At 42.2% G+C, this 23,542-nt stretch carries 15 protein-coding genes; 10 read left to right on the forward strand and 5 right to left on the reverse strand.

What is annotated here, in order from left to right; translation table 11 throughout:
- Both FKN05_RS11455 and FKN05_RS11460 read left to right on the forward strand, forming a co-directional pair.
- On the forward strand, nucleotides 1–1,281 hold the full coding sequence (locus FKN05_RS11455; protein WP_170887526.1) for an ABC transporter permease: 1,281 nt from the start codon (nucleotides 1–3) through the stop codon (nucleotides 1,279–1,281).
- Nucleotides 1,274–1,984 carry an ABC transporter ATP-binding protein gene (locus FKN05_RS11460; RefSeq protein ID WP_099611317.1) on the forward strand — a complete coding sequence of 237 codons (711 nt, stop codon included), beginning with the start codon at nucleotides 1,274–1,276 and terminating at the stop codon, nucleotides 1,982–1,984. The genes FKN05_RS11455 and FKN05_RS11460 overlap by 8 nt, the downstream gene beginning before the upstream one ends.
- A 66-nt stretch (nucleotides 1,985–2,050) precedes the next feature.
- Here FKN05_RS11460 and FKN05_RS11465 read toward each other — a convergent pair whose 3' ends face one another.
- Nucleotides 2,051–3,034, reverse strand: a complete 984-nt coding sequence (locus tag FKN05_RS11465) for a CobW family GTP-binding protein (protein WP_170887527.1) — start codon at nucleotides 3,032–3,034, stop codon at nucleotides 2,051–2,053.
- A gap of 452 nt (nucleotides 3,035–3,486) precedes the next feature.
- Between FKN05_RS11465 and clcA the strand changes: the two genes are divergently transcribed.
- The 5 genes from clcA to cqsA all read left to right on the forward strand — a co-directional run bounded on the left by clcA (nucleotide 3,487) and on the right by cqsA (nucleotide 11,621).
- A complete protein-coding gene (gene clcA, locus FKN05_RS11470) occupies nucleotides 3,487–4,881 on the forward strand; it encodes a H(+)/Cl(-) exchange transporter ClcA (RefSeq protein WP_099611318.1) in 1,395 nt (464 codons plus the stop codon).
- A gap of 376 nt (nucleotides 4,882–5,257) precedes the next feature.
- Nucleotides 5,258–6,226 (forward strand): TDT family transporter, encoded by a 969-nt coding sequence (locus FKN05_RS11475; RefSeq protein WP_099611319.1) that lies wholly within the window; start codon nucleotides 5,258–5,260, stop codon nucleotides 6,224–6,226.
- 124 nt (nucleotides 6,227–6,350) lie between these two features.
- Entirely contained in the window at nucleotides 6,351–7,334 is a 984-nt protein-coding gene (locus FKN05_RS11480; protein WP_170887528.1) for a tripartite tricarboxylate transporter substrate binding protein, read from the forward strand.
- Nucleotides 7,335–7,419: 85 nt separating this feature from the next.
- A complete protein-coding gene (locus tag FKN05_RS11485) occupies nucleotides 7,420–10,125 on the forward strand; it encodes a putative bifunctional diguanylate cyclase/phosphodiesterase (protein WP_161439493.1) in 2,706 nt (901 codons plus the stop codon).
- A 314-nt stretch (nucleotides 10,126–10,439) separates the two neighbouring features.
- Nucleotides 10,440–11,621, forward strand: coding sequence for an alpha-hydroxyketone-type quorum-sensing autoinducer synthase (cqsA, locus tag FKN05_RS11490; RefSeq protein WP_170887529.1), 1,182 nt, complete (start codon nucleotides 10,440–10,442; stop codon nucleotides 11,619–11,621).
- Nucleotides 11,622–11,759: 138 nt separating this feature from the next.
- Here cqsA and FKN05_RS11495 read toward each other — a convergent pair whose 3' ends face one another.
- The 4 genes from FKN05_RS11495 to cra all read right to left on the reverse strand — a co-directional run bounded on the left by FKN05_RS11495 (nucleotide 11,760) and on the right by cra (nucleotide 19,287).
- On the reverse strand, nucleotides 11,760–13,808 hold the full coding sequence (locus FKN05_RS11495; RefSeq protein ID WP_170887530.1) for an ATP-binding response regulator: 2,049 nt from the start codon (nucleotides 13,806–13,808) through the stop codon (nucleotides 11,760–11,762).
- A 34-nt stretch (nucleotides 13,809–13,842) separates the two neighbouring features.
- On the reverse strand, nucleotides 13,843–16,887 hold the full coding sequence (locus tag FKN05_RS11500; RefSeq protein WP_170887531.1) for an AAA family ATPase: 3,045 nt from the start codon (nucleotides 16,885–16,887) through the stop codon (nucleotides 13,843–13,845).
- Between the two features lie 2 nt (nucleotides 16,888–16,889).
- Nucleotides 16,890–18,032, reverse strand: a complete 1,143-nt coding sequence (locus FKN05_RS11505) for an exonuclease SbcCD subunit D (RefSeq protein WP_170887532.1) — start codon at nucleotides 18,030–18,032, stop codon at nucleotides 16,890–16,892.
- A 142-nt stretch (nucleotides 18,033–18,174) separates the two neighbouring features.
- Nucleotides 18,175–19,287, reverse strand: a complete 1,113-nt coding sequence (gene cra, locus FKN05_RS11510; protein WP_170887533.1) for a catabolite repressor/activator — start codon at nucleotides 19,285–19,287, stop codon at nucleotides 18,175–18,177.
- Between the two features lie 189 nt (nucleotides 19,288–19,476).
- Here cra and fruB point away from each other — a divergent pair, with 189 nt between their 5' ends.
- Genes fruB through fruA form a run of 3 tightly spaced genes read left to right on the forward strand, consistent with a single transcriptional unit; the run spans nucleotide 19,477 to nucleotide 23,341 of the window.
- Nucleotides 19,477–20,622: a fused PTS fructose transporter subunit IIA/HPr protein gene (fruB, locus tag FKN05_RS11515; RefSeq protein ID WP_170887534.1), complete on the forward strand. Its 1,146-nt coding sequence runs from the start codon at nucleotides 19,477–19,479 to the stop codon at nucleotides 20,620–20,622.
- A 10-nt stretch (nucleotides 20,623–20,632) separates the two neighbouring features.
- Nucleotides 20,633–21,586 (forward strand): 1-phosphofructokinase, encoded by a 954-nt coding sequence (pfkB, locus tag FKN05_RS11520; protein WP_170887535.1) that lies wholly within the window; start codon nucleotides 20,633–20,635, stop codon nucleotides 21,584–21,586.
- Between the two features lie 18 nt (nucleotides 21,587–21,604).
- Entirely contained in the window at nucleotides 21,605–23,341 is a 1,737-nt protein-coding gene (gene fruA / locus FKN05_RS11525; protein WP_161426858.1) for a PTS fructose transporter subunit IIBC, read from the forward strand.
- Nucleotides 23,342–23,542 lie beyond the last annotated feature (201 nt).

Raw genomic sequence — 23,542 nt, forward strand, 5'->3', positions numbered from 1 at the left:
ATGCTGCCAATCAGACAAATTGTTCAAGAAATGCTGGCAGAAAAACAGCGTCTTTTACTCACGATACTTGCCGTCGCTTGGGGGACCTTGTGCATTAGCATCATGTTAGCGAGCGGTGAAGGCTTAAGACAAGGCTTAAGCCGTGCTTCGCAAAGCGGTAATGGTCAACTGATTTATATCACACCAGGCTACGCTAGTATCAACAGTGGTCGTTTCTTTACTGGGCAAGCTTTATCCTTACAAGCGCAAGATGTCGATGTGGTTCGTGCATTACCGAGCGTGCAACAGGCTGAGATTAGCGCCGGGTGGGATAAAACCGTCCGTTATCAGGAAAATAGCAGTTGGCAAACCCCGTATGCGGTTAGTCCTGATTATGCTCAACTGACAGGAATAGAAATGATGCCCGGGGGACGCTGGTTTAATCAATTAGATAATCAGCAACAACGTAAAGTCATCGTGCTGGGTTATACCACTGCAAGCCAGCTATTCAATCAAGAGAGCGACGAGGATTTTTTGCAATCGCCCGTGTTAACCATCAATCCAGTCGGCAAAATCGTTAAAGTCGGTGATGAAGATTTTACCGTGATTGGTGTAATAAAATCCAACGCTTCACTGATAGAGCAAGGCCTACCAATTGATTATGCATTGTTTGTCCCTTTGAGCACTTGGCAACGTTTTCATCCCAACCAACCGATTGCCGCAATTAACGTCAAGCCCATTGTGCAAGCGGATCGTGAACAGTTAGCTCAAGTGATCAAACAAGTGTTAGCCAGAAAATATTCTGCCGATCCGAGTGATGAGCAGTTAATTCAAAGCCAAGATATGCTACTCAGACAAAAAAGTATGCAACGCTTTTTACTCGGTCTGCAAAGTTTTTTAGGTGTGATTGGTCTTGTTACTCTGAGTGTCGCGGGCATTGGCATCGCCAATGTGATGTATGCGACCGTCAAACGCGCTACGCGAGATATCGGTGTCAGAATGGCGGTTGGCGCTACCAGCACCAATATTCGCCTGCATTATTTAGTGCAATCCATCCTAACGATGGCTATGGGGGGAATCGTTGGATTGAGTTTTAGCTACGCACTTATCCGTCTTATTCAACAATTACCACTGCAAGGTAACTTTCTTTATGATCAGTTAGGTAAACCTCAACCAGAACTATCATGGCCAATTCTGCTTTTGGTTATGGCAGCATTAATTATCATCGGCGTCATTGCGGCTTGGTTTCCAGCTAATCGCGCAGCAAATATCACTCCATTAGAGGCATTACAAAGTGAATGATCAATCTCCTCTCGTGCAACTCTCCAATATCTGTAAGCATTATCGAAGTGGTGAAGAACACGTCAAAGCGCTGGATAATGTCTCACTGAATATCAATAAAGGGGAATACCTTGCTATTCTTGGTCCATCTGGCTCAGGCAAATCGACCTTAATGAATGTTCTTGGCTGTTTGGACACCCCAACCAGTGGTAACTATATACTCGAAGACAAACAAGTATCATCGTTAAGCAATCACCAGTTAGCCAAGATAAGAAATCAAAAAATTGGTTTTGTTTTTCAAAGTTTTAATTTACTTGATTATGCGAATGCGATTGACAATGTCGCTCTGCCACTGGTGTATAGCGGAACGAAGTTGAAAGAAAGGCGTCAACGGGCAAAGTATTTATTAGAGAGCGTTGGTTTGGGCGATCGCCTCTATCATAAACCCAATCAACTATCGGGTGGTCAAAAACAGCGAGTGGCTATTGCTCGAGCACTGGTTAATGACCCACAAATCATTTTGGCCGATGAACCAACAGGGGCGCTGGATTCAACATCAGGAGCTGAAATCGAAGCCCTGTTCAATCAACTCCACCAAGCGGGGCGAACGCTGATTATTGTCACTCATGATGTGGCACTGGCGCAGCGCACTCGGCGGATCATTACTATTAAGGATGGTAAAGTGTTATCGGATAAGCCTGCGATCAAAGCGAATAACGCTTAAACTCCTCCCTTTAGGGAGAAGATAAGAAGGCTGAGAAACAGTCTTCTTATCTTGCTGAATCAATCATCATTTGATGTTGGCTAAGGTCAATAAAATTGACTCCAACTGATCCCATGGCATCAATTGTGAATCAATGACTTCTAAACGAGATTCAAAGCCTTGTAGGGTTAACTCGTTAACCGATAACACCCCGTTATTGGCATTAAAAGCATAACAACCTTTACTCGTATTCAGCACCCCTTTCACTCGTTCAGCGGTTAAGGCACTAAGCATTGAAAATAACTCATCAAAATCAAATAGATACTCCGCACCGAATAGCCAGCCACAACTGTAGTAGCCTTGACCACGATTTTCTTTACGTAGGAATGCTTGTCCCGGTGCTAAGGCAAACTGTGGCTCTAATTGCGCATGATGATGGTGATGAGCTTCGATATGGCTTGATGCACTTTCCGCACGACGCTCTATATCAAGCATCGAGAACGGTAAATTGCCCTGACTGACGAATTGATAAGCCGCTTTCGCTGGTTGCTGTCTGGCTAACCAAGTCCGGAAAACCTCAATATCTGTTGGCGTTGCTTGGTCAACTTTATTGGCAACAATCACATCCGCACTGGCTAATTGATCATTAAAATTTTGATTCGTCACATATTTATCATTACTTAAATGACTCGGATCGACTAATGCAATGGTCGCTTTGAGGTCAACATAAGGCTGATATTGGGCAGAAGTTAAAGTGGCGATAACTTGCTTGGGGTGCCCTAAGCCTGTCGGTTCGATCAATAAACGATCGGGCTTCTTTCTTAACAGGGTATTAATCCCCACAGACATAGGTACACCCGCCGTACAGCACATACACCCACCCGGGACTTCTTTAATGAATGCCCCTTGTTCGGACATCATCGCGCCATCAATACCAATTTCACCAAACTCATTCACCAACACCGCCCACTTTTCATCGGCCGGTTTATGCTTCAATAAGTTTAAAATCGTGGTCGTTTTACCTACGCCAAGAAAGCCAGTAATAATATTAGTCGGGACTTTTTTTGTCATCGTGCTACTCCTTTTCGCGGAGTATATACAAAAAATAAAGAGGTGTAGACCGAAACGAGCCGAGGACCAGCACTTGAATAGTAAAAGGCGCACTGTATAAGCGCGCCTTAATCCTCGTAACTCAATCGTGAGTGATGCGAATCAGGAAGGCTATCGTTGCAACCTGATCATAATCGAGGCTATCTGAATTGTAGGTTGAATCCGTCCAAATTGTAGGTAAGGCATTCGTTTCCTCCATTTTGAAATACTTTGCTTGCCTTACGCTTTAACTATGGCTGATTTATCGCTGAATTCAAATCTTTTACCTTATTTTCTAGCTTTGATCGCGCTTTTGAACATGAGTCCTAAAAAAAATCATTTTTGAAAGTCAATATTTCATATTTGGCGCTATAGTTAATAGATTGTCTGCGTATAATTTACATTTTGTTACTTATCACGAGGCTGATCATTTAATGTTAAAGCGAGAGAAATTCCCTCACCGTTTATTTGTCAAAGTTCCCAAAGATACCCTCAATCAATTTCTCTCTAAAGATAAAACCTCTATTTCTGTATTACTATTAGCCATTGTCGTTGGTGTACTGGCAGGTTTAGTTGGTACTTATTTTGAACATGCCGTCCATCTGGTATCTGAAACCCGAACTGAATGGTTAAAAGGTTCGATTGGACATCTTCTTCCTCTCTGGCTCGCTGCGTTTTTAATCAGTGCTGGACTCGCATTTATTGGCTACTTTCTCGTCCATCGTTTTGCGCCCGAAGCTGCTGGCTCAGGCATTCCTGAAATTGAAGGAGCGATGGATGGCATACGTCCGGTACGTTGGTGGCGAGTTCTACCCGTTAAATTTTTCGGCGGTATGGGGGCTCTAGGATCGGGTATGGTACTCGGCCGTGAAGGGCCAACGGTTCAGATGGGCGGTGCTATTGGTCGCATGGTATCCGATATTTTTCGAGTAAAAAATGAAGATACCCGTCACTCTTTGCTCGCGGCTGGTGCCGCTGGAGGACTAGCTGCGGCCTTTAACGCACCGCTGGCTGGAATTATGTTTGTGATGGAGGAGATGCGCCCTCAATTTCGCTATACGCTTATTTCCGTGCGAGCGGTGATCATCTCTTCTGTCTCAGCAAATATCGTCTTTAGGCTGATTAACGATCAATCGGCTGTCATTACTATGCCTCAGTATCAACCACCGGAGTTGATCGCACTTGGCCTATTTTTATTACTCGGGATACTGTTTGGTCTCTTTGGCGTACTATTTAATAAGTTGATTACTCTTGCTCAAGATTTATTTGTCAAAATTCATAAAAATGCCCGCATACGCTACCTTATCACCGGATCATTGCTCGGTGGTTGTTTCGGATTAACACTGCTCTATATTCCAGAGCTAACTGGGGGAGGAATTGCATTAATTCCTGCGGTTACCACCGGAGAATATGGGGCAGCATTACTGCTGTTGCTTTTCGTCGGTCGTATCCTGACAACTTTACTCTGTTTTGGCTCTGGCGCACCAGGGGGCATTTTTGCTCCGATGTTGGCACTCGGAACGCTATTTGGCTATGCTTTTGGATTGATTACTCAAAGTCTGTTTCCAGAATTAAATATAGAACCTGGCATGTTCGCGATTGCAGGGATGGGGGCGCTTTTTGCCGCTACCGTTCGTGCTCCAATCACTGGAATATTGCTTGTGATCGAAATGACAAATAACTACTACTTAATTTTACCGTTAATCATCACCAGCTTGGGCGCTGTTATTTTCGCGCAACTGCTCGGTGGACAGCCTATCTACAGTCAGTTATTGCATCGAACCTTAAAGAACGACAAATTACGCCAGCAAGATTTACCGCAATCCTAGGGGCTGTTGATCTTTCACGGTTAAATTCACACCCATACTACACCCAAACAACTTGGAGTTGCAGGTAGACGGCAAGTGAGTGACAAATTTGTCTGGAACAAATTTGAACAGCTGTAGGCTAAAACTTTGGTGAGAGCCACGGATGGCTCTCATAATTTCCATAAGCATAGACAGGCGATGTGATGGGCGAGCCCACCTGCAGATTCAAGTCGCAAGAGTATATCGGGGGTATTGTACTGATCAATGTCCCTGTAAAAACTAACCCTTATTACCTTACCGTTTTGTGAGATCTATCCACCTGATTATACGCACTAGCTTGCTGAAACTTGGTAGAATCGCGGCTCATTTTATGCCATGTCATACAAGGAAGTGGAGATTGAACTGGAAAAGATTAATTTCTGTACAGAGCGTTCCACCCGCTCAAGCCGCATTGGCACTCGGTGTCATTGGCTTAGGACAAGCATGGGCTTTATACTTGCCTAATATTGGCTTAACGATTCGGCCTTATATGGCAATCGCAGGAGCACTCCTTCTGCTGCCTGTTCTTTTTAAATATCTAACCAGCTATTCAACATTTCTCTGTGATATCCGCCATCCATTATTTGGTAGCCTTATGGCACCAATGAGTATGGCGTTACTGATCCTTTGTGACTATCTCGCGGTGATCTCCCCTACTATTGCTTACCCAATTTGGGCAATATCACTCTTTTTGCATATCATCATGATGCTATTGTTTTTTTACTTCCAACTGAAAAATTTCAAAATAGCTCATATTGTACCTAGTTGGTTTTTGTATCCAGTGGGACTGATTAGTAGCTCTCTTGCTGGAACCCAATTTGGCCATACTGTTTTTTCTGAGAGCTTAGTTAATCTCTGTATTGCTATCTATTTTGTGATGCTACCCGTCGTACTTTATCGATTAGTTTTTGAAGGGATGCTTCCGAGACGAGCCCGACCAACCTTAGCGATTATGGCCGCGCCGATCAATTTAACGTTAGCCACTTACTTGGTTAATTTCTCATCCCCAGATCCAATCCTCACGGGTGCGTTAGCAGGCATAGCCATCACCATGACTCTGCTTATTTACTTATGCTATTTCAGGCTGCTTCGGTTAGCATTTCAACCATCGATTGCCGCGGTTACCTTCCCTTCAGTCATTAGTGCTATTGCTATGCACCATTTAACGACTTTCTTTCAACACAATCATCCCCAGTGGAATTGGCTGCACTATTTTGGATTTATCGAATTAAGCATTGCAACTTTGCTCGTTATCTGGGTTACCTATGGATATATACGTATGTATTGGCCAGAAATTAGCCCGGATTCCACAACCAATAATATATAACCTTCATCAATTATGAGCCCGATTTTATATTGTTGATACGAGTGTTTGATACTTTTCATCGCTCATAGACAGAATGAAAAAGCCTTCCTAAACTTAGAGTAATTCAACAATATAGATCACTGTTATGAAAAGAATTTTCATCTGCTCCTATATTAAATTCATCCTACTACTGAGTTTAGGTATATTTTCACCTCTAGCATTAACCGATAATGCCTTTCCTACTCGTCCATTAACCATGTTAATTGGTTTTAATCCCTGCGGAAGTACTGATATACAAGGACAGGTTTTAGCCAAGATTCTCACAGAAAAACTCAAACAGCCCGTTAATATTATTTATCATCCTGGAGCTGGTGGTGCAGCAGCAGCGGCTATGTTGGCTCATAGTAACGATCAAGGATATACCTTCCAGTACGGCCTTTCTCTGCCGTATACCTTTGCTCCATTGGCTAATTCTGCCTCGTATTCGCTCGACAGTTTTCGTTATGTAGCGGGCCTTACTTTAGATCAAAATGCCTTTATTACCGGAGCGAACAAGCCTTTTAAAACGTGGGATGAATTTATTCACTATGCCAAACAAAATCCTGGCTTAATTTATGCTTCACAAAATGCGCAAGATCGATTTGTTATCCAACGAATCATGCAACGAGAAAATATCTCATTACGTATTGTCCCCACCACTGGAGGTTCAGGAATGGCCCCATTAATTTTATCAGGCGATGCCGACATTGCCTTTAGTGGAGGTACACACAGTATATATACGGATTCTGGATTAATGCATGTTTTAGTAAGCCTCGCAGATGATCGATTAGCCTATTATCCCAACGCTCCGTCTCTGAAAGAGTTGGGCTATGGCGTAAGTATTCACGCCATTCGAGTGGTTGCTGTCCCTGCAAATACTCCTGATAATCATGTGGCTATTCTTAAACAAGCTCTCAAAGAGGCAACTCAAGATTTACGCTTTCAACAGGTCACCGAGAAAAAAATAAAAATGCCGGTTATCTTTATGGAAGAATCCGAATTAAAAGCATTATTTACAATACAGCTCCACGAATATAAGCAACTTATTTCCGAGTCTCTATCGTTTGAACGTTATGACGCTCACCGATAATTGAAGGTAAAAACTCAAATAGAGCATAAACAAACCGCACAGGAGTAAAGATTGTATGTCACCGAGTCTTCCCCCAAAAAATAGGATGAGAAATAAAAGGTGGGAACTGAAATTTGCTACACGGATTACTTTAATCTTTGGTTTTCTCGGCCTGTTCGCTTTGCTTATCTCAATGCTATATGCAGTGCACACGGCAGAAAACTATTTACAGGATAAAATTGATAATAATTTTATCCAAAGGCAACGCACCGTCCAAAGTTTAATTGAAAATCGCTTAGATTTATTGGAGGTTTATCTACACACTACCGCATCAAACCGGATTTTCTCATCTTTAGCAGAACAAGATACTGAATTTGATTCAGTGGCTGATGATATGATTTTTATGTTACAAGACTCTAATGTCGGAGCCATATTAGATATATTTTTTTTAGTCGATACCTCTGACAACTTGCTCATCAATGCAGGGTTGCCTCTTTATAAGATTGAGCCTCTGCTACAAAACATGCACTCCCCTCTACATTACGCTAACCGTTGGACACTAGTTCATAGTGCTTCGCTGACCGCGTTTATCAAAGCTGTTCCTATTTTTGATCCTGCTACCATCAATTTAAGAGGATACATGTTTATTGGCTTGGCAATTGGACAAAATCGAACATTCCTTAAGTATCTTGCTGAACAGGCAGATTTAGATACCTTCAGTCTACAATATCAAAATAAATCGCTTATACGGTATAACGCCGCTTCTTCATCACCGTTATCGCTGACTACGGGTGAAAATTCCAGTGTATTATCTTCACCCTCTTTTTATTTGTACCGTTCTCCCATTAAGCTTCATCATCAAACGTTTCCCATTACGCTCGAATTAGGAATAAAAGATAGCCGTTTTCCCTCAGTCAAAGAGCATTATATGCACTCTTTTCTTCTATTATCGGGCGGATTTCTCTGCTTACTCGTTATTGCTGCTTGGGTACTGCACTTAAGCCATAACCGTGCGATTAGCCAACTCACTAACTATATCCAAGGTATCCAACAAGGGCTAAGAACTCGATTCTTACCAACTGGTGTTTATGAATACAATCAAGTTGGTGAAGCAATGCAGCATATGGTTGAAAACCTAAAAATTGCCGCGACCGTCTTTGAGTCAGCAGAAGGCATGATCGTCACAGACGCCAATCGCTATATTTTACGAGTTAACCAAGCTTTTACTGATATTACCGGATATCAACCATCTGATGTTCTTGGACAACATTTAAATGTGATTCGATCACAACAGTATGATAAACATTATTATAAAAAACTAAACCAACATCTATCAACCCATGGAACTTGGCAAGGTGAAATATGGAATCGAAGAAAAAATGGTGAGGATTACCTGCAGTGGACACATATAACGGCAGTGATGAGCGATAATGACGAATCAATCATCAATTATGTTATTACCTTAGTCGATGTTACTCAGCGTAATGCCGCAGAAAATAAAATTAAACAATTAGCTTTCTACGACCAGTTAACCGGCCTCCCCAACCGTCAACTTCTATTAGAACGCCTCGATCAAACGAGACGGAATACAACAAGAAATGGGCATTACGCTGCTGTGCTATACCTAGATTTGGATGATTTTAAAACTCTAAATGATACCCGTGGACACGATGTAGGGGATAAATTTTTAACGCTAGTTAGCCAACGTTTAATCGATTGTGTCAGACGAACAGATACGGTTGCTCGCATTGGTGGCGATGAATTTGTCATCATTCTTGAACAACTAGGTAGCAGTGAAGAACAAGCCTCTCAACATGCCGATCAACTTTGTCAAAAAATTCTCCACGCCCAAGAAAAGCCATATCAAATTGATAATATTGAACATTTTAGCACGTTAAGTATTGGGATTACGCTATTCAAAGGTGAAACACTTCGTGTTGATGACTTACTCAAACATGCTGATTTAGCCATGTACCAATCAAAAGGAGCAGGAAGAAATACCCACCGTTTCTTCAACCCTGAAATGCAAAAAGCCGTATTAGCTCACGCAAAAATGGCTAATGATCTTCGTTATGGACTCAGTCATCAGCAATTCATGCTTTACTACCAACCTCAAGTCAATCACAGCGGAAAACTCATTGGTGCTGAGGCGTTAATCCGTTGGAAACACCCTACGCATGGTATGATCTCTCCCGGTCACTTTATTCCCGTTGCCGAGGAAACTGGGCTAATTTTACCTCTCGGTGAATGGGTGCTGAACCAAGCCTGTAAAGTCTTATCACGGTGGAAACAGAGTGAGTTAACACAAGATTTGGTGCTCGCGATTAACATCAGCGCCAAGCAATTTCATCAAGCTCATTTTGTGACACAGATTATCACCGCGATTGAAAAGCACGGCGTTGATCCTAACCAACTAAAACTAGAAATCACAGAGAGTATGTTGCATCAAGATCTCAAAGACACCATCACGAAAATCGCTCAACTCAAGCAATATGGTGTCCATTTTGCTTTAGATGATTTTGGAACTGGGTACTCATCACTCAATTACCTAAAACAGTTACCTTTAGATGAGTTGAAAATCGATCAATCTTTTGTACATGATTTAACTACAAATAGGCACGATGCTGATATTGCACGCACCATTGTTTCACTTGCTAACAGCATGAAATTGTCTGTTATTGCTGAGGGAGTTGAAACCAAAGCCCAACGAGACCGATTAGCTAGCTATGGTTGTTTTCATTTTCAAGGCTACTTATTTGGACCTCCCGTTCCACTCGAAGAGTTCTCATTCAATTATACCCTTCCGACTTGAAGCCGGAGCAGTGTTGACTATGCTCATAAAGTCTTCTGCCGCCTACCTGCAACTGCAAGTTGTTTGGGTATATATAAAATTGACTCGATAATAAATATTATTAATATTTAATCACTTTATTAAAAATCCATATTTTAAATATATCAACAGATAGACTCCCTGAACGTACGAATGACAAATAGATAATAAATTCAATATAATAGAGTTTGCTAGCTACCGCAAAACTATAATATATCACTAATGACAATTAATTTTTTCATATCAATATATCCATTGTCAGCTGGCATTTATTAAATGTAAAAAGGATATGATCAATGAAAAATGATGTTAAAAATACGCGTCTACCTGAATTTGTTCAAAGACGTCTAGATTTATTTATCCATGATTTGATTGAGAACAATCATAATGGTAAACATCTCGTATTAGGTAAAAGACCAGCAAATAATGACATACTTTTACAAAGTAATGACTATCTCAGCTTATCCAATCACCCTCTAGTTAAAACACGATTGAAAAAAGCAATTGATGAGAGTCATGATAGCCTCTTTATGTCTGGTATCTTTCTGCAAGATGACGAAACCAAACCGCCACTTGAGAAACAATTAGCCAGTTTCGCTCAATTTGATACTTGCCTACTATCACAATCGGGATGGAATGCAAACACCGCACTATTACAGACTATCTGTTCACCAGACACGCCGGTTTATATTGATTTTTTTGCTCATATGTCTATGTGGGAAGGCGCTCGATATGCCAATGCTCAGTTGCATCCATTTATGCATAATAATTGCGATCATCTGATCAAATTAATCAAAAGACATGGCCCGGGTATCATCGCGGTAGACTCGATTTATAGCACGATAGGCACCATCGCACCACTTGTCGACCTTGTCGCAATTGCTAAGCAATATCAATGTGCCATTTTGGTTGATGAGTCCCATTCATTAGGCGTTTACGGCCCTCAAGGAGCCGGGCTACTATGTGAATTAGGGCTATCAGAACAGGTCGATTTTATGACGGTCAGCCTTGCAAAAACTTTTGCTTATCGGGCTGGAGCGATATGGGCCAATAATCATGTGGATAAATGTCTCCCCTTTGTTGGCTATCCTGCCATCTTTAGTTCTACGATTTTACCGTATGAAGTTGAAGCGTTAAGTGCAACATTAGAAGTAATCAAAGCCGCTGATGAAAAAAGAGCAAAACTGTTGCATGATGCACATACCTTACGTACAGAATTGATGCATATGGGGTTTACCATCCGTAGCCAATCTCAAATTATCGCGTTAGAAACTGGAGATGAAAGAAACACAGAAAAAGTCAGAGACTATTTAGAAGAAAATGGTGTATTTGGTGCAGTTTTTTGTCGGCCGGCGACAGCAAAAAATAAAAACATTATTCGTTTATCTTTAAACTGCTCATTAACTCAAGAGCAATTGGATAAAATTATTCATGTTTGTAGCTTGGCCATTAAAAATCCAAATTTATATTTTAAATAATCATTATACCCAAACAACTTGGAATTGCAGGTAAGCGGCAAGTACGTGAACCAACGTAGCCTCTGCAGCTTCAAGTAAGAAGCGGGGATAATGATGCTAAGTGATCAAGTATAACATTGATCACTTAGCTTGAATAAACTACAACCAGTTTGCTATTTTTTTTAATAGAATATCTTTATCTGCAGGTTTTACGATATAATCATTCATGCCATTTTTATAGATTGCATTAATTGTTTCTGAACGATCATCTCCAGTATAACCAATGATAGGAATTTTACTCTCATCGGTATTTAATTTACGAATCGCTTCTGCTGCTTTAAAACCATTCATAATGGGCATATCAAGATCCATAATGATTAGATCTACGCTTTCATTTGAAAGAATATCTAATGCATGTTTACCATTATTTGCTTGAACTATATCGTAACCCTGTTTTTCTAATAAGAGTGCCGAAAATGTTCGTAATGACTCATTATCATCCACTAACAAAATACGTCGTTGATAACAAACATCAGGACGTTTAATCAGGTTTCTATCTTCAGCCAGGTTATCCATTTCAAAAAATAGCTGATCGAACATTAGTGGACTATTCAATAATAAATGATGTAACTCGATCGGATAAACCGTTATGTAACGAGAAATATTCACTGGATAACTTTGGTTCTTATCATATAAATAACCAATTCTTGCCTCCGTGAAGTGAAATTTATTCTCTAATATATTCAATTTATCCCATTGCGATGATAATTTTTCAAGGTTTACTAATATAACATCAAATTCAAATTCAAACTCTTCTCGATGAATCGCCTCTTCGAGGCTTATTATATGCATCGAAAAACCTTGATAAAATGCTTGTTCAAGTAAGTGATGGTAAATAACTTCCGCCTGACCAATATAAAGTACTGACTTAGATTTCATTAAATCAAGCTTAAGTTGCTTCACTTGATCAGAAAAATAATCAGGAAAAGTTAAAATAAACTCCGTCCATTCTCCCAAAACTGAACGGCAATCAATACTACCAGCAAACGAACGCATGACTTTTCGGCAAAAAGGTAGCCCCAGTCCATAACTATTATTTTTACCAAAAGTATAAAAATCTTTAAAAATTTCATCTAGCTGATCGGGGGCAATTCCAATGCCATTATCTCTGACTACAATCAGGTTGTCGCCATCTTGCCGTTTTAACTTAATATCAACCTGAAAGTGCTCACTGTTTTGATAATAAAATGCATTTTTTAACAAGTTATATAACGCAAATTTAAGTAGAGTGTCGCTCCCTAAAAAATCAAACTCATGCTCGATGGTGACTTTTAACATCGATTTATCCAACGCTTTGGGGTAAGAAAAAGAGCGGATCGCATTGTTGACTATCGCTTTCGCAGAATGCTTTTTAAAAGTTGAGGTAGAAACTCGATTCTCATCAATCGAGGTCAATAATAAATCGATTGTCTCATTACCTGAATGAATCACCTCATCGGCATTAGTAAGAATTTCATGTAGCTGCTCTAATTCTTGAGCCGTTAATGTATAATTAGCCGTTGAGGATTGAGTCGTAGGCAATATAGAACGTAATACATCTACTGATGATTTTAACGCACTCAATGGATTACGCATTTCATGGGCAATGCCAGCCCCAAAAGATTTCGCAATTGAGACTTTACTTTCATGAGATACCTGATTACGAAAATAGAACAAGTTGCCAAATACATAGGTAAAGATAAAGATCGGAATATAAGTTAATGAAATGGGCTGACTCGGCTCAGTGTTCATCACATAATAGGCAGAAAAATAAGCCATTAATGATGCAATTAACGCTTGAATTAACATCACTTTGGTTTCATGTACCAACAAAATGTGTAAGAAGATAGAAGCCATGAAAGACATCGCCCATTCGGTTGACCAGCCATTCATTAACATCATATAAAAAAAGAAAAAAGGTAAGCAAAAGCCAATAGCCACAAGGTAATAATACGGTAAATAACGGTGTAATACCTTAGGAAAAGCGTGCCGAAAGGCAATGCCAGCAAATAACAGTGAACAAAAACTACGCAGTGCTAAAGATTCATACGGCTGCGGAAAAAGGTAGGCCCATACATAATAATAGATAGGAAAACCGATCAGCCCCATCCATCCAACTAACGTTAGGTTTGGCTCCGCATATTGGTATATTTTTTTTATTGCATCCATATTATTCGCCAGTACGAGTGAGCAAGTAGTACCACTATACAATAAGTTTAATGTTACTGCCGCGAACAGATGTCTCAACATCCAATCTTAATGCAATTTGCTCTTTTAATTCAGCCACATGAGAAATAATGCCAATACAACGCCCCCCTTGTTGTAAATCGATCAAGGTTTGAATCGCCAAATCCAAAGATTCAGGATCTAAACTGCCGAATCCTTCATCAATAAATAAGGTTTCTAGGTGAATACCGCCGCTATAAGATTGCACCACATCGGATAACCCCAAGGCGAGTGATAGTGCCGCCATAAAAGATTCTCCGCCTGATAATGTCGCAACATCACGCCATTTTCCGGTATACGCATCTTCCACCATTAAGTCGAGGCCTGAGCCCGCGTTCCCTTTCGCCCGCTCCTCCTTACGTTTAAGCCAATAACGTCCTTTACTCATTCGTTGTAAGCGCTGTGAGGCCTGCAGTAGAACATCTTCGAGCAATACGCCTAACACAAAGCGATGTAAGCTCACTTTCGCTCCTGTTCGGCCATTAGCAATATCGCTGAGCGTTCCGTAAATTTGATATTCTTTTTCGAGTGCAGCATTTTGTTCATACAATCGGACCAGTTTCTCACTCACTTGTTGTAAGCTATCAAGTCGAGAGCGATGTTGAGTAAACGTTTTGAGCTTAGCCGATACCTCACTTTCTTGAAGGTCTATCCTAGCTTGAATCTCAGCTGATTGTGGTGGCTGCTTATTAGCTAATGTCTGTTGTAAACTTTCTAATTTGCCTTGTAGTGTAGACCATCGATGCTCAAATTGACGGATGTCGCCCTCTATGGTGCTGATGGAGGCATCATCAATCCGCGCCTGCAAATAATGCTCTTGACTGTCAAAAGGACTTTGGCTTAACGCCACCTGCCATTCTTGCAGTGTGCGTTGCCACGCTTTTGTCCATCTTGTACATTGCTCATTCGTACCGATTAGCGACGATTGTGCGGCAGAGTACTGAGTTTGCATTTGTGTTAAGTGAGTTCTTGCCAATTGCTCCGCTTGCTGTAGCGTTTGTATCTGCTGATGAACAGCAGAGTACTGTTCTCTTACCTGATCGACATGAGTAAAGTCACTACTGATTTCCGCTTGTAAACTGGTGACTTGAGTGTGCGCTTCAATTTCCAGCTGTTTCAGATGCTCTAGCGCACTCTTTTGCTGCTCAGCTTGAGCCTGAGTTGTGCGTAGCTCTTGCTCTAACTGGGTAATTTTGACTTCAAGTTGCTGAGGATTTAATTGAGAAAGCTGCTCAATTTCTTGAGTGAGCTGTTTATCCTGCTCTTGCAATACGGTTAAATCGGCGATCTGTTTATCTGCTATCAACTCAGCGAGTTGCTGCCATTCTTTTTCAAAATAGCTCAGCTCACTTTTTACTTGCTGGTATTGCTTTAGCCACTCAACTTCACTGGCTTCTGCTTTTTTCTGCCCGTCTCTGGCTTGTCTTACCTGCTCTTTAGTGACAACGTCACCAGAAAACTGGGCAATATTGGGGTGGGTTTGACTGCCACAGACTGGGCAAGCCTCACCGTCGTTTAATCTTTGAGCCAACTCTGCCGCTTGGTTAGTATGCCAGCACAGTTCTAAGTGATCCGCTTGCCGCCTTGCCAACTTAGCATCCGTTTGTGCTGCTTGATAACCGCTCTCAACCAGCTTAAATTGCTCAGTCTTTTCCTGTTTTTGCTGAACGAATGCGGATTGCTTACGACGTAACGCAATGTGATCGTTTACTTGTGCTTGGGTTAGGAGCTTGGCTTCTAAACGGCCCTTTCGTTGGTAAACTGTATCTAATTGTTCGCGCTGAACGTGTAACTGCGTTTCAAGCGTTTGTACTTTAAGTTGAACTTGCTCGATACTTTTTTGAGCCGCTACGTATTGCTGCTTTGCTTTGTGGTGAAGCTTTTTCTGTTCTTCTAGCGCAGCAAATTTTTTACCAATCCCTTCTAATTGATAACGTTGTTGACTTAGCGGTTCTACTTGCTCCGCAGACTTCGCCGCCTGTTGATAAGCCAGCGTTGCCTCTTCTAACTGCTTTTCGGCCAAAGAAAAGGCTTGCTGCTTAGCGACTTGAGCTTGCTTAGCTAAGTCAAGTTGACGCTGAGCTTCACAATGTTGTTGATAGGGTAAATCAAGACGAGCCGCTTTTTGGGCTTGTTGTAAACGCTTACGCATAGCTTCAATTTCGGGTTGCTGAGCAAGCATGGCCGTTTTTTCTATTTCAAGCTGTGTTTGCTGGCTAAATTGCTTTTGCAGCTCTTGTACCTCATTCCATTGCTGCTTTAAAGCTTCGAGTTGCTTTTGTGATATTTGATATGCTTGCTCACTTTGTTGTACTAAAGGCTGAATCGTCAAAATTTCCGCTTGTAATGCTTCCTCACTACTCAGTGACGTCACATCTAATGCTCCTTTGATCTGATGATCAAACTGTTCTTTTCGTTTACGGATATCCGACGCGCGCTCAAGTAGCTCTCGTTCAATTTGCGCATAAATCTGAGTTTGAAATAGCTGACCAAAAATTTGTTCACGTTCCTTTGAGTTAGCAATCAACAGCTCTCGAAACTTTCCTTGCGGAATCACCATCACTTGACGAAACTGCTTCACATCAAGCCCAATTAATTGCAACATCGCTTTACTGACTGGGGTTGGGCGATGCGCAATGAGTTTTTCTTCTCCCGAATCGAGCCGTTCAACCAAACTGGCGGCATGATTTTTTTTGGTTGTTCCTTCCCCACGCTGTTTCGCCACTTCTTGATCTGGGCTGCGCGTGATCATAAAACGGCGTTGGTTTAGCTCAAAAATAAACTGAACTTCCGTTAAGAGTGAATTAGGCGCATAGTCGCAGCGCATTTGATCACCTGAACGCTCACTACCTGTTGTTTCACCATATAAGGCATAACAAATCGCATCCAAAATTGAGCTTTTCCCTGCTCCTGTTGGGCCATTTATCAGGAACAGCGGCGCATGGCCAAACTGACTAAAGTCGATAATTTGTTGAGTTGCAAAAGGACCAAAGGCTTGGAGCGTCAATTGAATCGGTCGCATAATTACAAAAGCTCCTTATGCTTCAGTGATTGAATAACATCAGAAATAGCAAGTGCTTGAGGCTCAGATAATGGCTCTTGCTTAGCTTCCAAGAAAAAATCCCGAAACATGTCCATTTCGCCTCGTGCTAATCGCGCACGTCCCATGGCTTGATCGGCATCCATCAACATGCCAGGCTTTTCTAAGTGCAGAACATGAGGATAGACTTGGCGTAATTTTTCCATCGGATCAAGGATCGCGTGTTTATCCATCAGGCGAACCAAAAGATAATCTTCATGGTTAGGGTCGTGTCGCCCTTGTTCAATTAAGTCGGCTAGCTCTCCCTCGACAATACGCATATCATAGCGAGATGATAGAGGAAGGTGCTGCGCCGAGACAAATCCCTCTTTATTCAACTCAACCAGAGTCATGCCTTTTTTTTGATGTTGCTCCGAAAAGCTGTACTTCAGCAAAGATCCACTGTAACGGATAAAGTCTTGTCCTTTCTGCTGAGGCTGGTGCAAATGCCCTAATGCCACATAATCAAAAGGTAAAAAATGTTCATGATTAACTCGGTCTGAACCACCAATAGAAAGTGGCCGTTCAGATTCAGACTCCATTGCACCATCAACAAAACAGTGACTAATCAATACATGCCGCTGTGACGAATCAAACTGTTCAACTATACGTTTGCAAAGATATTGGTGGGCTTCATCATGGCTGCTGACTTTATTTTGAAACGCATCTCGGACTAATTCAGGGTCATTATACGGCATACCATAAAACGCCACTTCTCCAGCCTGCTCAGACTTCAGCACCACAGGTGTGAGCATCTGAGAAAAGTTACTGATGATATGTAAACCGGATGATTGCATCTGTTTGGCCGCAAACCCCAAACGCTTAGCACCATCATGATTACCCGGAATCATGATCACCGGAATACCCTGTTGTCCACAGACTTTGCTGACGACCTCATCCAATAATTCAATCGCTGCGGTCGGTGGAACAGAACGGTCATACACATCACCTGACACCACCAACGCGTCTACTGGATATTGCTCCATGTATTGAATCATTTGATTAAGAACATGTCGTTGATCATCAAGCAATGATACGTTATGAAATTGACGACCTAAATGCCAATCAGAGGTGTGCAAAAACTTCATTCCAAGCCTATAAGCCAATAGGGATAATAACACTATGATATACCTAACTAACTTCAAGATGCTAGGAACAATCCCCCGCACAATTGATCGACATTAGCGCGTCACTTATCTAAAAAATGCGTCAACCACAAATAAAACTATCTCATAAAGGCATCAGCTCACGACGAACCTTGAGCTTTCTTGGTATCAGTTCAATACCCGTGGCATAACGTTTGGCTGAAGCATTAAGTGCCAGTGCTAAAGCACTGTCCGCTATAAGTTCAAACTGCTGAGGTAATGAGTTGATTTTTATCGGTAAAAAATCCAGCAGCCGATTATCGCCAAAAGTAGCTAGATGCAACTTATCCATCAATTCTGGGTATTCCAAAAGCACATCCAAAATACCTTCTAATAAGGTATATGAGGTCGAGACGATGGCATCCGGCATCGTCCCTTCTCTTCGCCACTGTTCAAAAATCCTTCGCCCTTCTTGACGATTAAAGTGCTCGCCATACCCTAGTAAGGCTTGCTTATTTTCTGCTTTTAACGCAGATTCAAAACCTAGCTGGCGTTCCTGAGAAATACTAAGTTCTGGCAAGGCTCCAATCAACCCAACCGTTATGACCGACTCACTTAATACGGATTGGGTTAATTCAAACGCAGCGCCAAAGTCTTCACTGATCACACAGGGAAAATATTCGTCATCTAAAGGACGGTCAATCGCAATCACAGGCGTCCCAGCCCGCTGCATTTTACAATAGAATTCACTGGCATCAGGCATACTACTAGCAACAAATAGTGCATCAATGCGGCGAGAAACCAAAGCCTGCGCGACGTTTTTTTCAATAGCTGCATCGTCATCCGAACAACCGATTAAAATTTGGTAGCCAGCTTGTCGTGAGTTTTGCTCTAGCAATTTTGCTAATTTGGCATAACTGGTATTTTCTAGATCTGGGATGATCAAACCAAATGAGCGGCTATTTCCGGCTCGCAGTGAAGAAGCCGCTAAATCGGGTCGATAGTTATATTGATCAACCACTGCCATGACTTTTTGCTGCGTTTTTTCACTGATTCGGTATTTAGTCGCTTTGCCATTGATTACATAACTGGCGGTAGTTTTAGAGACGCCAGCCAACTTGGCGATTTCATCAAGTGTCATATCCATTACTCTAGTTCTGTGCGTAGGATCATAGAAATAAACCTTTGATCCTAAATTGAGTTGAATTATACGCTGAATCGATTCAGTATTAAAGCTGAAAGGATTCAGCAAAAACATAAACTGATAGCTAAGTCGAGTTTTTTAGACTACACCTAGTAAAACAGATTTATTTTCCTCAATGACGGTTTTGCTAAATTTTTTTGAACTTAAAGCTGAAACGATTCAGCTCATTTAAATAACCCTCACACCGATCTGTTAAATTCGGTGCGATGACAAAGAAGCCTTCGATAGGCTAAGGGGCTAAACATGCTGCAACTTTCACCTAAAGATATTCGCTTAGATCAAATGCCATCCAACAAGCAAGAGGCCATTCGTTCTATCGCGGCAGATCTAACAGAAAAAAAACTGGTCGAATCGAACTATGTCCAAGGTATGCTAAACCGTGAAGCACAAAATTCGACGTTCTTAGGTAATGGCATTGCCATTCCACACGGTACCATCGATACCCGTGACTTAGTACAAGAAACCGGTGTGGCAGTTCATCATTTTCCTCATGGGGTCGATTGGGGAGACGGTAACACGGTTTATGTCGCTATTGGAATTGCCGCAAAATCAGATGAACATTTAGGCATTTTAAAACAGTTAACTAAAGTATTGTCTGCTGATGGGGTCGAAGAGAAGCTTAAGCAAGCAAAACAAGCCTCAGATATTATTGCTCTACTCAATGGTGATGTGCAATTCGAAGCAGATTTTGATCCATCCTTAATTCAACTTCTCTTCCCTGCCAGCGATATGCTCCAAATGAGTGCCGTTGCAGGTGGACTCCTTAAAAATACAGGTTGTGCAGACAGCAAGTTTGTCGCCGAACTTGTGACCAAACAACCAACTCATTTAGGTAAAGGCCTTTGGTTAGTCAGTAGTGATAAACAGGTAAAGCGCAGTGGAATGTCTTTTGTTTCAACCGCCAATCACTGCGACTATCAAGGCACGCCGGTAAAAGCATTAATCGCCATTGCCGCGTGTAATGCCTCTCATCACAGTTTGTTAGATAAGATCACACAACTCGTGTTTGTTCAACAACAAGAAAAACTATTACAGGCCGATGCTCAGCAATTAATCGCGCTGTTCACACAAGAAGTCAATACTGTAACGCTCTCACACAGTGAAACCGAGGGTGGCGAAAGTGCGGTATTTAAAATCACCAACACACACGGATTACACGCTCGCCCAGGAGCCATGCTGGTCGCTGAAGCGAAAAAATTCACATCTAACATTAAGGTCTCAAACTTAGATGGGGACGGTAAAGCCGTCAATGCAAAAAGTTTAATGAAAGTGATTGCGCTGGGTGTAAAGCACGGCCATCAGTTGCAATTTACTGCAGAAGGCCCAGATGCAGCCCAAGCGCTTGAGTCGATTGGTTTCGCCATTAAATCTGGTCTTGGTGAGCATTAAGGAGCCTGTCATGAATAATAAAGTGGTCACTATTACCCTAAACCCAGCTTTAGATTTGACTGGCAGTCTAGATTCCTTGCAAGTCGGTTCCGTGAGTTTGGTAAAACAAGGTTCACTTCACCCCGCTGGTAAAGGCGTCAATGTTGCTAAAGTGCTGAGCGATCTCGGGGCTAAGGTTACCGTTACTGGTTTTCTTGGCCTAGATAATCAAGAAATGTTTTGCCAATTTTTTGAACAGATTGGCGCGCAAGATCAATTTATTCGTATTCAAGGGGCAACTCGGATTAATGTCAAATTGGTCGAAAAATCGGGTCAGGTCAGTGATATCAACTTCCCCGGCATTCATGTCAATGAACAAGATATTGCTCACTTTGAACAAACCTTATTCCAACTGGCTGAGGATCACGACTACTTTGTGCTAGCGGGTAGCTTACCTTCTGGTATTTCCCCTCAGCTTTGCGCCACTTGGATAGCAAAATTGTCCTCTTTAGGTAAGAAAGTCCTTTTTGATAGCAGTCGAGATGCTTTAGCCGTTGGCATTGACGCTAAACCTTGGTTAATCAAGCCTAATGATGAGGAATTGGCCCAATTTGTTGGCCGTGAATTACCCAACCCTGAAGCTTGCCGCCTGGCCGCAGAACAATTGGCCGACAAAGGTATTGAGAATATCGTCGTCTCAATGGGGGCCGAAGGCACCATGTGGCTGAATCAAGGGCAATGGTTACATGCTAAACCGCCCAAAATGGAGGTTATTAGTACCGTTGGTGCGGGCGATACCTTAGTCGCTGGCCTGTGCTGGGGCCATATGCAAGCAATGGAAAAAGAATCGCTGATCACTTTCGCTACCGCGCTCTCCGCTCTTGCGGTGACGCAAGTTGGCGTGGGTATACCCAGTGTTGAACACTTAATTTCCCTACAAAAAGAGATCCACCTACAACCCGTTAGTCATAAAACTAACCATTAAGGACAGAAGGTCGAAACTATGAATATTGCCATCATTACCGCATGCCCCAGTGGGGTTGCCAATAGTATTATTGCCGCAGGTCTGCTTGAGCAGGCTGCCAAATCATTGAACTGGACGGCAACGGTTGAGTGTCACTCTACTGTATTAGAAACCCATACGTTAACAGAAGCAGAAATTGCACAAGCTGACGTGGTCATTATTGCCACCAATACTCCTATTGATACGACCCGTTTCATTGGTAAAAAAGTCTACCAAAGTGATATTTCTGCCTGTACGAGCGATCCTAAAGCTTACCTGACCATGGCAGTCCAACAAGCCGCAGAGCTTTCAGCTACAGAAGCCACCACTTTCCAATCACTGGCGACAACCAGTCATGCTGCGAAAAAAATTGTTGCAATTACCGCATGCCCAACTGGGGTTGCTCATACCTTTATGGCCGCAGAAGCTCTAGAAGAAGAAGGTAAACGTCGTGGCCATCAAATCAAAGTAGAAACGCGTGGCTCAGTAGGGGCAAAAAATCAGTTAACTGCGCAAGAGATTGCTGAAGCTGACTTAGTGATCATTGCTGCTGATATTGAAGTGCCGTTGGATCGCTTTAATGGTAAAAAAATGTACCGCACCAAAACGGGGCCTGCATTGAAAAAAACCGCAGAAGAAATGGATAAAGCCTTTACAATGGCAACCGTTTATCAGCACTCAAGTAACACAAATAATAATACGACCGAAGAGAAAAAAGGGGTCTATAAACACCTCATGACAGGGGTATCACATATGTTACCCGTGGTGGTTGCTGGTGGCTTGATCATCGCCCTTTCTTTCGTCTTTGGCATCGAAGCGTTCAAAGAGGAAGGCACACTTGCCGCGGCGTTGATGTCTATTGGCGGGGGATCTGCTTTCGCATTAATGATTCCTGTTCTCGCTGGTTATATTGCCTTCTCTATTGCTGACCGCCCAGGTTTAGCACCGGGTTTAATTGGCGGTATGCTAGCAAGTTCAACGGGAGCCGGTTTCTTAGGTGGAATAGCCGCAGGTTTCATCGCAGGTTATTCTGCAAAATGGATTTCCGATCATGTTTCTCTTCCACAATCGATGGAAGCATTAAAACCGATACTGATCATTCCTTTTATTGCTAGCTTGGTCACGGGTTTGGTGATGATTTACATCGTCGGAGGTCCGGTTTCTAGCATTATGTCCGCCATGACAGAGTTTCTAAATAGCATGGGTTCAACTAATGCAATATTGCTTGGTATTATTCTTGGAGCCATGATGTGCTTTGACTTAGGAGGCCCAGTCAATAAAGCAGCCTATACTTTTGGTGTCGGCCTGCTGGCTTCACAAACCTATGCACCGATGGCGGCGATCATGGCGGCGGGTATGGTTCCTGCACTAGGGATGGGATTAGCCACTTTTCTTGCTAAAGACAAATTTGAAGCGGGTGAACGTGAAGCAGGAAAAGCTTCATTTGTACTTGGGCTGTGTTTCATCTCTGAAGGTGCCATTCCTTTTGCTGCGAAAGATCCTATGCGTGTTATTCCTGCCTGTATGGTGGGCGGTGCATTAACCGGTGCATTATCTATGTTATTTGGAGCTAAATTAATGGCACCACACGGCGGCTTATTTGTGTTAATGATTCCAAATGCGATTACACCTGTAATCATGTACTTAGTCGCTATTGCTGCAGGAACTCTAGTAACAGGCGCTGGCTATGCTTTCCTAAAATCTCGCGCAAACAATAAACTTGCCACGACTGCTTAACTTCCTTTATACCCAAACAACTTGGAGTTGCAGGTAGGCGGCAAGTGAGTGACAAATTTGTCTGGAACAAATTTGAACAGCCGTAGACTGGCCTTTGGTGAGAGCCACGGATGGCTCTCATCATCTCCATGAGCATAGACAGGCTATGCGATTGGGGTGAAAGAATGTAGCCAATCCCTCTGCCACTTCAAGTCGGAAGGG

The organism is Vibrio sp. 1-1(7) (genome assembly GCF_013048485.1).
Lineage (GTDB): Bacteria > Pseudomonadota > Gammaproteobacteria > Enterobacterales > Vibrionaceae > Vibrio > Vibrio fujianensis.